Origin of the sequence: Oceanobacillus sp. Castelsardo (genome assembly GCF_001659985.1) — a bacterium.
GTDB lineage: Bacteria > Bacillota > Bacilli > Bacillales > Amphibacillaceae > Oceanobacillus.
The window spans coordinates 287,118-299,164 of record NZ_LYCS01000002.1 but is presented as its reverse complement, the minus strand read 5'-3'; the positions used below and the strand labels follow the sequence as shown (position 1 = coordinate 299,164).

Below are 12,047 nucleotides of genomic sequence, written 5' to 3'. Positions count from 1 at the left end.
GGTGCTGGAGCTAGATCAAGAAAGGCGAAAGCACCCGGTGGAACAATAGATTTATAGTTTAGGGGGACGTCATGAAAAAGCAAATTGTACTTCTTCCAGGAGATGGAATTGGAAGAGAAATCATGGATTCAGCAACAGTAGTATTAAAAACAATCGCTAAAAAATATAATCACGAATTTACTTTTGAAAAACATGCAATTGGTGGGGATGCTATTGACCGGTATGGTATTCCACTTCCAGAAGAAACCATTCAAGCATGCCAATATGCAGACGCCATTCTATTAGGATCTGTTGGTGGTCCGAAATGGGATAATGTCTCACCGAATATTCGTCCCGAAAAAGGTCTATTAGGAATAAGAAAAGCACTTGGTTTATTTGCAAACTTAAGACCAATCCTAGGGTTTAAGGCATTACTTCATGCATCCCCTTTAAAACGGGAAATTATTGAAGGCAGTGACATCTTAATTATCCGTGAATTAACAGGTGGACTATATTTTGGTGAACCCCGAGAACGTAGAGATAAGGGCAATAGTGCTGTAGATACACTTGTTTATACGAGAGAAGAGATTGAAAGAATTGTAGAAAAAGGTTTTGAAAGTGCAAGAATTCGTAATAAACATCTTACATCGGTTGATAAAGCTAACGTTTTAGAATCTAGTAGACTATGGCGTGAAATCGTGGAAGAAAAAGCGAAAGAATATCCTGATGTTCAAGTAGAACATTTATTAGTAGATGCAGCTGCTATGAAACTAATAACAAATCCAAGTCAATTTGATGTTATAGTAACAGAAAATTTATTTGGGGATATCTTAAGTGATGAAGCATCTGTTCTCACTGGTTCACTAGGTATGTTACCTTCCGCGAGTGTTCGTACAGATGGAGTAGGTTTGTATGAACCAGTTCACGGATCAGCTCCAGATATTGCAGGAAAAGGGGTAGCAAATCCTTTAGGAATGATCCTTTCCGCTGCTTTGATGTTGAGGCATTCTTTTGGGTTAGATGAAGAAGCAAAAGAAATCGAAAGTGCTGTGAATACTTGTTTAGAAGAAGGCTATCATACAGCTGACTTGAGAATTGAAAATGGTCATCAAGTAGGAACTGTTGCGATGACAAACGCTGTATTAGAATTTTTGAAATAAAAGTATAAAGTAACAGGAGAAACGTATTAATGTGAATGGGGGCGAGATTATTGAGTAAACCAAAGACAGTCATTGAAAAAATCTGGGAAAAACACGTTGTTTATCAAGAAAGTGGTAAACCAGATTTAATATATATCGATCAACATCTAATACATGAAGTTACATCGCCACAGGCATTCGAAGGATTAAGGTTGAACAATCGAAAAGTACGTAGACCAGACTTGACTTTTGCAACAATGGATCACAACGTGCCAACAAAAGATAGAGATGTTGTTAAAGACGAGATCTCTAGAAAACAAATGGAAACCCTACGTAAAAATTGCGAAGATTTTGGTATAAAGTTAGCAGATATGTTTCACCCCGATCAGGGAATCGTTCACGTAATCGGTCCACAGCTAGGTTTAACCCAGCCAGGAAAAACAATCGTTTGTGGAGATAGTCATACATCCACTCATGGAGCATTTGGTGCACTTGCATTTGGTATTGGAACAAGTGAAGTAGAACATGTTCTTGCCACACAAACGTTGATGCAAGAAAAACCAAAAACGTTAAATGTTTATGTTAAAGGCGATTTAGGTCCTGGTGTAACTGCTAAAGACCTAATCTTAGCTATTATCGCAAAATTCGGTGTAAAATTTGGTACAGGATATGTCATGGAATATACTGGTGAGGCGATTCGTAACCTATCGATGGAGGGACGTATGACTGTTTGTAATATGTCAATTGAAGGTGGAGCAAGAGCTGGCCTAATCAGTCCGGATGAAAAGACGGTAGAATTCTTGAGAGGTAGAGAGTATGTTCCAAAAGGAGATGCTTTTGACGAAATAGCCAAGGATTGGTTAGCTTTAGCAACAGACGAAGGTGCTGTTTACGACAAAACGGTCGTAATAAATGCTGAAGAAGTAGAGCCACAAGTATCATGGGGAACCAATCCAAGTATGTGTGTACCCATTAGTGGAACTACTCCAAGTTTAGAAAGTGTTAAAGAACATAAAGAAGATGTTAAGCGTGCACTAGAGTATATGGGATTAGAGGAAAGTCAACCAATTACTTCTATTGAAATCGATCACGTATTTATCGGTTCTTGCACAAACTCTAGATTAAGAGATTTGCAAAATGCTGCTGAAATTATTAAAGGTAGAAAAGTGAAAGATGGTATAAAAGCAATCGTTGTTCCAGGATCATTTAGTGTAAAACTAGAAGCAGAAAAACTAGGTCTTGATCAAGTCTTTTTAGATGCAGGTTTTGAATGGCGTGATTCAGGATGTAGTATGTGCCTAGGAATGAACGATGACATTGTTCCAGCCGGAGGGCGCTGCGCTTCAACATCTAACCGAAACTTTGAAGGAAGACAAGGTAATGGAGCTCGTACACACCTTGTAAGTCCTGAAATGGCAGCAGCCGCAGCAGTAGAAGGACGTTTCGTAGATGTTCGTAAATTTAAATCTGGAGTATTAAACTAGGGGGTAGCAGGATGGAAGCAATCAAAGAACATAAAGGATTGGTTTTTCCTTTAAATCGCACAAACATTGATACTGACCAAATTATCCCGAAACAATTTTTGAAACGTATTGAAAGAACAGGTTTTGGCCAATTTGTATTTTATAACTGGCGTTTTGATGATAATGGGAATAAGAGAGAAGATTTCGATTTAAATAAAGCCCAATTTGCTGGTGCATCTGTTTTGCTTGCGGGTGAAAATTTTGGTTGTGGTTCCTCTCGTGAACATGCGCCTTGGGCATTGCTTGATTATGGCTTTAAAGTAATCATTGCACCAAGTTTTGCAGACATTTTTTATAATAATGCTTTGAAAAATGGCATTATTTTGATTAAAATGGAAGAGAGTCAAATTACAGAGTGGATGAAAGAAGCAGAAAATGGGGCTTTTTATCTATCTGTTGATTTGGAAAAACAAGAAATTCAAGATGACGAAGGAAATATCGTACATTTTGACATTCCATCTTATCATAAAGAAAAATTGATTAATGGATGGGATGATATTGCTTTAACTTTATTGAATGAGGATAAAATTAAAGCGTATGAAGAAGCAACACAAGCATAAGGTTTTAAAAAGATGGTATACGTTCAACTTCCTATCTAAACCATACTTTTTGAAATATAATTCTCTTAAAAACTAAGGAGTGTGACTCAATTGGGGATTGCCTAAAAGGTGAGTTAGTCCACAACGCCTGGAAGCGTTTGGGGCATATTGTTCACCGTACACCACTATTAACATCAGCAACAACAGATCAAATACTTGGAAAGCATGTTTATTTTAAAATGGAAAACCAACAGAAAACCGGTGCATTTAAGTTTCGAGGAGCAAGTTATAAGCTCATGCAATTAAAGAAATCCCAGTTAAGAAAGGGAGTTATAACTGCATCAGCAGGAAATCATGCACAAGGTGTGGCCCTTGCAGCTAGAAAGTTAGGGGCAAAAGCTACTATATTTATGCCTGAGGGTACTCCATTAGCAAAAGTAAATGCTACAAGAAATTATGGGGCTGATGTCGTACTTACTGGAGAGAGTTTTCAAGAAGCGTATAAGGCTTCTGTTGTGCATCAAAAAGAACTAGGAGCTACTTATGTTCATCCGTTTGACGATTATGATGTTATGACCGGTCAAGGAACGATGGTTATGGAAATGCTTCGTCAAGAGGATCGAATAGATACTATTCTCGTGCCGATTGGTGGAGGTGGTTTAATAAGTGGCGTTGCCGTTGCCGCAAAACATGTGAATCGAAATATTAAGGTGATCGGTGTACAAGCGAGCGGTGCACCTGCTATTTTTCAAAGTTATCACAGTAATTCGGTGAAAACGACCAAGACAGTATCAACCATAGCTGACGGGATAGCAGTTAAAGAACCTGGTGAATTAACATTGCCGATTATCAGAAATTATGTAGATGATGTCGTAACCGTATCGGATAAAGAAATAGCATCGGCAATTGTCTATATGCTTGAACGAAACAAGACATTAATGGAAGGTGCTGGAGCAGCTGCATTGGCCGCTTTGTTTGCCCATAATGATAAGATACATTCCAGGCATTGTGGAGTAATTGTAAGTGGTGGAAATTTGGATATCGGTAAGATGGCCAAGATTCAAGAACTTGCAAATCAATCACACCCAATGGAAACCAAGAAGACCTCCATTGCATTATGAAATAGATAAAGCTTAACTAATTTAACGGAAGTATTCTTTTATTTTCCACTGAATAGTTGAGCTTATCAGGTCTCTACTGGCTGTTGTCCCCTTAAGGTAGGGATATTACAGCTGATAAAGACATGATAAAAGGGCTTACTAACCTTTATTTATAAGGTAGTGAGCTCTTTTTTGTTCTTTTCATGTTTTATTTTTAGGTAAAATGTGGAATAATAAGAACCCCGTCTTCGTTGCTTTATAAAAATTATTTACATATACTGTAAATGATTTAAATTTTAAAAGTTTTCCTAAAACAATTTAGGGGAATGGTTAAGTATCTTTTACTATTTTCCAAATATACTAGGGGGATTCCATGAATAGAAAATTACTTGAAGTTAAGAATTTAAAAACATCCTTTTATATAAATGATGGGTACTATGCAGCGGTAGATGATGTTACATTAACGGTAAATGAAAATGAAATCTTAGGTATTGTTGGAGAATCGGGATCTGGAAAGAGTGCCTTAGCATTTTCAGTTATGGGCCTACACACACGAGCAAAAATGGAAGGAAATATATTTTTTAATGGGAAAGATATTGTAAACGTCTCGAAGGCAGACTTAAATAAAATGCGCGGAAATGAAATGGCGATGATTTTCCAAGATCCTCTGACTGCTTTAAATCCCCTTATGGAAATAGGTGCACAAATTAGTGAAACCTTCATTTTACATAGACCAAATATGACCAAGAAAATACGTAAAGATCGAGTAATTGAGCTTCTAAAGATGGTCGGCATTCCTCGTCCTGAATATGTCTATAGTCAGTTTCCGCATGAATTATCGGGTGGAATGAGGCAGCGTGTCATTATTGCGATTGCGATTGCCAATCAACCAAAACTATTGATTGCGGATGAGCCGACGACAGCCCTGGATGTAACGATACAAGCACAAATTCTTGATTTGATTCGGGAATTAAAAGAGACAATCGAATCGGGAGTTATTTTGATTACGCATGATTTAGGGGTTGTCGCTGAAATGGCAGATAGGGTTGCTGTCATGTATGCGGGACAAATTGTAGAGATTGCAAATGTATACACACTGTTTAAAAGGCCATTGCATCCGTATACGAGATCATTACTTCATTCAATGCCAACGGGAGGTCAAGATAAATTACATGTTATAAATGGGATTGTACCATCGTTAAAACATCTACCAAGAAAGGGTTGTCGATTTGCTCACCGAATTCCGTGGATGGGTGCGGAAACACACGAAGAAAATCCAATTTTACATGAAGTAGAACCTGGCCATTATGTACGCTGCACCTGTTATAAGAATTTTTCCTTCCAAGAAGATGAGTCTAAGGAGGCGTAAAGACATGTCGATACTTGAAGTGACAAATTTAAAGATTCATTTTCCAATTAAAACAGGATTATTTAATCGAACGGTCAATCATATTAAGGCAGTTGATGGTGTTTCTTTTCAAATTGAGCAAGGGAAAACATATGGATTAGTTGGCGAGTCTGGTTCTGGCAAATCTACGATAGGAAGAGGAGTTATCGGCCTAGAGAAAATAACTTCTGGTAAAGTAATCTTCAATGGGGTAGATATTACAAGTAAGAATAGCAATCGAAAAGAGATACGAAAGAACTTACAGATGATTTTCCAAGATCCTTATTCATCATTGAATCCGAGAAAAAGAATATTGGATATTATCGCTGAGCCTTTAAGGAATTTTGAAAAGTTAACGAAAAAGGAAGAAATTAAACGGGTAGAAGAGTTGCTAGAGTTAGTAGGTTTATCAAAAGAAAATATGATGAAATATCCTCATCAATTTTCTGGAGGGCAACGACAAAGAATTGGGGTAGCTAGAGCGATTGCGTTAAAGCCAAAATTAATTATTGCTGATGAACCAGTTTCCGCGCTTGATGTATCTGTTCAGGCTCAAGTTTTAAATTTCTTGCAAGATATTCAAAAGGAACTTGGATTAACTTACCTTTTCATTAGTCATGACTTAGGCATTGTAAAGCATTTTTGTGATGAAATTTCTATTATGTATAAAGGTAGGTATGTGGAACAAGGAACAATAGAAGAAATATTTAATAACCCACAACACATTTATACGAAGAGACTAATTTCTGCTATACCTGATATGAATCCTAGTAATCGGGATAAACAATTCCGACTTCGGAAAAAGGTTCAACAAGAATTTGATCAACGATACCATGATTATTTTGATAGTGAGGGATTGGCGTATGGTTTGAAGTCTGTTTCGGAAACCCATCTGGTTGCTCTACAAGAGGATGTTGAAAAAGTCTGGTGAAAATGACATGCCCCTGCAAAAGGGGTATGCCGACGTTGGGCGCAAAGCCCGGTTTTAGTCGGCCTTCCTTTAAAGCAGCTCGTTGGCTTGCTTTTCCGCTCCTTGGAAAAGAAAATCACTTTTCCTGCGTGGAAGAACGTCTGCTCACGTATTAATTGCATACGTTCCGCTGCTCAAAGCTACACCGCCTTGAACTGCTCGGTCCTTTTCATCCTCCTTTTTAAACTCACTCTAAAAGAGAAAGGTTGATTAAACATGTGGAAATTTATCGTGCGAAGACTTGTGATTACTTTTCCTCAATTAATTCTACTAAGTGTACTAATATTTTTGCTTGCACAAGCTATGCCAGGTGATGCCCTTACTGGTCTTGTTGATCCGAATATAGACCCGGAAACAATAGAAGAGCAAAGGGAAAAATTAGGCTTAAATAAGCCATGGTATGAAAAATACATCGATTGGGTTGGCGGTGTGGTTCAGGGGGACTTTGGTCAATCCTTCCGCTATAAAATGCCGGTTACCGATTTAATAGAAGAACGAATCGTGAATACATTCTGGCTGTCTGTTACGGCATTAATTTTTACGTATATTATTGCTGTTCCGCTTGGCATGATTAGTGGACGATACAATGATACCATCCTAGATTCTTCCATTGCTGGTTATACATATATCGGATTTGCTACTCCGTTATTTATATTTGCATTAGTACTGTTATGGATTTTTGGATTTCATTTTCAATGGTTTCCAACTGGGGGGAGTGTTGCGCCAGGCTTGGAACCCGGTACCTTGGAATATGTGATGAGTAGAATTCAACATCTTATTTTACCGGCACTTTCCATCGCTATTATTCAAACGGTATCAACTGTTCAATATTTACGGAGTGAAATAGTAGATACGAAACAAAAAGATTTTGTTATTACTGCAAGGGCAAAAGGTGCTTCTGAATCTAGAGTATACAACAGACATATCCTAAGAAATTCATTATTACCAATTGCCGCTTTTTTTGGTTATGAAATTACGATGTTGATAACCGGAACTATCTTTGTGGAACAAATTTTTAGTTTTCCGGGTATGGGGCAGTTATTTATCGAATCAGTATTACAACGAGATTTTAGTGTGGTGAACGCTGTAGTGCTATTATTTGGTGCAGCGGCGATATTAGGGGCATTGCTTTCCGATATTATACTAAGTATGGTTGACCCGCGTATACGGATAAAGTAGGGACTTAGATATCTATGGGGTGAGTATATGGAATTAGATAAAAAGGAAACGCAGAGTCAACAAAATATGGAACATAACTCAACCGGTTTAAGAATACTTTGGACCGAATTAGTAAGGGATAAACTTGCTCTTGTTTCTCTCATTATGTTAATTGTCATCGTTGTATTTGTATATGGGATTTCATTTGTGATGGATCAGGATGAAATTGTTAAAGTAGATCTGTTTTCTATTCATGAACCCCCTTCAAAAGAGTTTATATTAGGTACGGATTACGGTGGTAGGGATGTATTTGGGCAGTTAATCATCGGTACACGTAATTCGCTTTCTATTGGGTTTATTGTGACATTTTTAAGTGGTGTAATTGGAGTGATATTTGGTTTGGTTGCTGGATATTTTGGTGGCCATATTGACAACATTCTTATGCGTGTATTAGATTTTTTCCAGGTATTACCATTCATAATGTTGGTAATTGTGTTTGTTTCGATTGTTCCAAATTATACGATTGTTGCTTTTTCTTTAATTTTTACTGCGTTCAGTTGGATGGGGATAGCCAGGCTGATTAGATCTAAAGCCTTGCAAGAAAAAGAATTGGATTATGTACAAGCATCGAAGACATTAGGCACATCGCATTTCAAAATTATATTTAGAGAAGTCATGCCGAATATTAGTTCCTTAATTATTGTTACGATGACATTGAATTTAGCATCGAATATTGGGTTAGAATCTGGACTTTCCTTTTTAGGTTTTGGTTTTCCAGAGAGTACACCTAGCCTTGGAACACTATTAAGCTATGCTACAAATCCACAAACTTTAGAGAATAGATGGTGGATTTGGGTTCCTGCTGCAGTTATGATCTTAGTATTAATGCTTGCAGTTAGAAATGTGGGAGAAGCTTTAAGACGAGCAACAGATGCAAGGCAAAGGAAAGGATAGCTATTCCTTATTGAGAACTTTCACTGAAGTTTAGTGGATGTACATATAGAATTAGAGTCTTTTTATAAAGGACTAATAAACATAAAAAGGAGGTTATTATGATGAGAAAGAGTAAGTGGATTCTGGTCATCATGCTAATCATGTTCGTACTATTGGTTGCATGTGGTAATGATTCAAATGGGGAATCAGAGGATACTATATATTCTATAGAGGACTTTTCGACCGATTCATCAACAGAAGGCGAAGCAATCGATGGTGGTACTTTAAATTATGGTCTAGTAACAGAGACCCCTTTTGAAGGAACATTAAACTATAATTTTTATTCTGGATCATTTGATAATGAAATCATTAAATGGTTCGATGAATCACTACTATCCGTTGATAAAAACCATAATTATACGCAAGATGGTGCAGCGACATTTAAAGTGAGTGAGGATCATCATACGTTTACTTTCACTATTCGTGATAATGTTAATTGGCATGATGGTGAGCCGGTAAAGGCAGAGGATTGGGCATACGCAATAGAAGTAATTGGACATCCAGATTATGATGGACCTCGCTATGACTCCTCATTTAGAAATATAGCAGGTATGGAAGAATATCATAATGGAGATACGAATTCGATTTCAGGTCTTGAGGTAGTAGATGAAAAAACCTTGAAAATAACATATATAGAAGGTACACCGTCTCTATTGGCTGGTGGTGTTTGGCCATATGCGTTACCAAAACATATTTTTGAAGATATCCCGGTTGCTGATATGTCTGCATCAGATGCAGTACGTAAAAATCCAATTGGTTTTGGACCATTTAAAGTGGAAAGTATTGTTCCAGGAGAATCTGTTAGCCTGACAGCTAATGGAGATTATTGGCAGGGAGCGCCTAAATTAGATGGGGTGACTGTAAAAGTAGTCAATCCGCAGACGATTGTTCAGGCGCTTAAGTCAGGGGATGTAGATGTAGTTGACAGCTTTCCATCCGAGCAATATGCAGATGTAGAAGCTAGTCTTACTAACGTGGAATTTTTGGGAAAAGTTGATATGTCTTATAGTTACATTGGATTTAAATTAGGTACTTGGGATAAAGAAGCCCAAGAAGTAAAACCAGATCCAGATGCAAAAATGGCAGATGTAAACTTGCGTCGCGCTATGTGGTATGCAGTCGATAATGATGCAGTGGCTAAACAGTTTTATAATGGACTTAGATGGAATGCTAATACGCTAATTCCGCCTTCTCATCCAGATTATCATGATGATTCTATTGAAGCGCCAACCTTTGATCCGGAAAAGGCAAAACAAATCTTAGATGAAGCTGGATATGTGGATACGAACAATGATGGAATGCGTGAAAATCCAGATGGGGAAGAATTAGTAATTAATTTTGCTTCCATGTCTAGTGGGGATATCGCTGAGCCACTTACAAACTATTATGTTCAATCTTGGGAGCAAGTAGGGCTTAACGTTCAACTATTAGATGGTCGTTTGATTGAATTTAATAGCTTTTATGACAGAATTGGACAAAATGGAGATGATGACCCAGCAGTTGATATTTATCAAGGTGCTTGGAGCGTTGCAACGGATGTGGACCCATCTGGTTTATATGGACGTCAGGCAATTTTTAACTTCTCTCGCTATGCTAGTGAAGAAAATGACCGTCTGTTGAAAGAAGGGTTATCAGAAGAGGCTTTTGATTCAGAATACCGCCAAGAAGTGTACAGTGAGTGGCAACAATTAATGGTAGATGAAATTCCTGTGTTTCCAACGCTTTTCCGCTCCATACTTGTTCCGATTAACAAACGTGTCGTGAACTATTCGATTGGACCGGATTTTATGGGATTCCATGAAATTGGTGTAACCCATGGAGAACCTTTTAAAGCAGAATAATGAATGCGGAATAGGCATTCACGTATTAGGTAGTTTGTTATTGATAATAAAAATCTATATTAAAAGTGAAATAGCCTACCGATCATTTAATGGATGATTGGTAGGTTATTTCTTATAGCTAAGTAAGCATCTCATTTTAGCCTTTTATAGAACTAAATCTAACTTTTTTAAACCGTTATATATTCCATCTTCCGTTACAGTAGTAGTTTTATGTTTCGCGTATTGGAATAAATCAGGGTTCGCATTACCCATAGCAAATCCTTCTCCAACAAATTGGAGCATTTCTTTATCATTCATTCCATCTCCAAAGGCAATGACTTCATCTGCGGAAATGTTTAATCGTTCTAATGTCTTTTTAATAGCTTCTCCTTTATTAACATTCGTACGGAGAACATCATAGGTATGATTTAAATTATTGACATTCACTTCAGCAAGCACAATACTAGGATCAATTTGATAAAGCGCCTTTTCATCTTCTTTGACGTTCATAATGGTTATGCCTAATATTTGGTCAGCTACCTTAGAAGTGTAATTTTCGATATGATTCATTTGGAAAATTTCACTGAAATCTCGCGAAAAAGGGCTGTTCATATTTGCAAAATAACTCATATTGTTCGTATACATAACAAACTCATGCTGATTGTCTTTAGATATAGCAACCATCTTATTTACTAAATTTTCACCCATCGTTTCATTTACAATGGTTTCACTATTATAAATGGCAAGTGCTCCATTATAGCCTATAAAAGAATCGATGTTTAAAGATGTTGCTAATTCTTTAATTTCATGAATAGGTCTACCAGTCGCAAGAAATACTTCTATACCATTGTTTTGTAGCTGCTCAATAGCATCTTTTGTTTTTTCTGAATACGAATGGTCCGGTCTTAATATTGTTCCATCAATATCTAAAAATACTGCCTTAAATGTCATAATAGACTCCTTTTAAAATTAATGTAGAATATCAAATCTCCACTATTATAACGGCTTGGACTGTTAACATTCAAACAAATACAATTTAAATGGTCAGTCCTAACTAAAAGGATAAACAATTGACTTTGTAAGCGTTCGAATGTAGACTAAGTTATAGGATTATTTTATAGTGGGGTGAAGAGGATGGTTGCATCAGTTTTAACATTTGGTGGTATCCTTGCATTTGTCGCATTTGTTATTAGTTTATTTCTAGTTAGAGCATCAAAAGAAAAGAACATAGGATATTATCCTGGAATACTTATTGCCGCAATCGGATTATTATGTATGTTCGCATCACCTTTAGTGAATACTCAAGTTATGGGCGCACCATTAGGTGGAGTTGGAATTGCATGTATGTTCGCAGCTGCAGTTACCCTAATCCTTATTTCTATTATTGATGCTTATCAACAACCAAATACGAAAAATGCATAAAACAAAAACGATAGAAC

The 12,047-nt window shown here is 37.1% G+C and carries 11 protein-coding genes; 10 read left to right on the top strand and 1 reads right to left on the bottom strand.

Translation table 11 applies throughout. From position 1 onward, the window contains the following. The first annotated feature begins 71 nt into the window (after positions 1-71). The 9 genes from leuB to opp4A all read left to right on the top strand — a co-directional run bounded on the left by leuB (position 72) and on the right by opp4A (position 10,629). The gene (gene leuB, locus A9178_RS05650; RefSeq protein WP_068673208.1) at positions 72-1,139 is read left to right on the top strand and encodes a 3-isopropylmalate dehydrogenase; all 1,068 of its coding nucleotides are present in this window, start codon (positions 72-74) and stop codon (positions 1,137-1,139) included. A gap of 50 nt (positions 1,140-1,189) precedes the next feature. After that, a complete protein-coding gene (gene leuC / locus A9178_RS05645; protein ID WP_068673206.1) occupies positions 1,190-2,602 on the top strand; it encodes a 3-isopropylmalate dehydratase large subunit in 1,413 nt (470 codons plus the stop codon). A gap of 11 nt (positions 2,603-2,613) precedes the next feature. After that, positions 2,614-3,201, top strand: a complete 588-nt coding sequence (gene leuD, locus A9178_RS05640) for a 3-isopropylmalate dehydratase small subunit (protein ID WP_068673204.1) — start codon at positions 2,614-2,616, stop codon at positions 3,199-3,201. A 137-nt stretch (positions 3,202-3,338) separates the two neighbouring features. Next, positions 3,339-4,301 (top strand): threonine ammonia-lyase, encoded by a 963-nt coding sequence (gene ilvA / locus A9178_RS05635; RefSeq protein ID WP_231889796.1) that lies wholly within the window; start codon positions 3,339-3,341, stop codon positions 4,299-4,301. A gap of 352 nt (positions 4,302-4,653) precedes the next feature. Then, positions 4,654-5,649 carry an ABC transporter ATP-binding protein gene (locus tag A9178_RS05630; RefSeq protein WP_068673200.1) on the top strand — a complete coding sequence of 332 codons (996 nt, stop codon included), beginning with the start codon at positions 4,654-4,656 and terminating at the stop codon, positions 5,647-5,649. 4 nt (positions 5,650-5,653) lie between these two features. Further along, positions 5,654-6,598: an ABC transporter ATP-binding protein gene (locus tag A9178_RS05625; protein WP_068673198.1), complete on the top strand. Its 945-nt coding sequence runs from the start codon at positions 5,654-5,656 to the stop codon at positions 6,596-6,598. A 255-nt stretch (positions 6,599-6,853) separates the two neighbouring features. Further along, positions 6,854-7,816 (top strand): oligopeptide ABC transporter permease, encoded by a 963-nt coding sequence (opp4B, locus tag A9178_RS05620; RefSeq protein WP_068673196.1) that lies wholly within the window; start codon positions 6,854-6,856, stop codon positions 7,814-7,816. Between the two features lie 27 nt (positions 7,817-7,843). Next, positions 7,844-8,749, top strand: a complete 906-nt coding sequence (locus A9178_RS05615; RefSeq protein ID WP_068673194.1) for an ABC transporter permease — start codon at positions 7,844-7,846, stop codon at positions 8,747-8,749. 101 nt (positions 8,750-8,850) lie between these two features. Continuing rightward, entirely contained in the window at positions 8,851-10,629 is a 1,779-nt protein-coding gene (opp4A, locus tag A9178_RS05610; RefSeq protein WP_068673192.1) for an oligopeptide ABC transporter substrate-binding protein, read from the top strand. Positions 10,630-10,773: 144 nt separating this feature from the next. On the opposite strand, the gene A9178_RS05605 is transcribed toward opp4A, so the two are convergent. Then, positions 10,774-11,559: an HAD family hydrolase gene (locus tag A9178_RS05605; RefSeq protein WP_068673190.1), complete on the bottom strand. Its 786-nt coding sequence runs from the start codon at positions 11,557-11,559 to the stop codon at positions 10,774-10,776. A 183-nt stretch (positions 11,560-11,742) separates the two neighbouring features. On the opposite strand from A9178_RS05605, the gene A9178_RS05600 reads away from it, so the two are divergent. Further along, positions 11,743-12,030, top strand: a complete 288-nt coding sequence (locus tag A9178_RS05600; RefSeq protein WP_068673189.1) for a hypothetical protein — start codon at positions 11,743-11,745, stop codon at positions 12,028-12,030. Positions 12,031-12,047 lie beyond the last annotated feature (17 nt).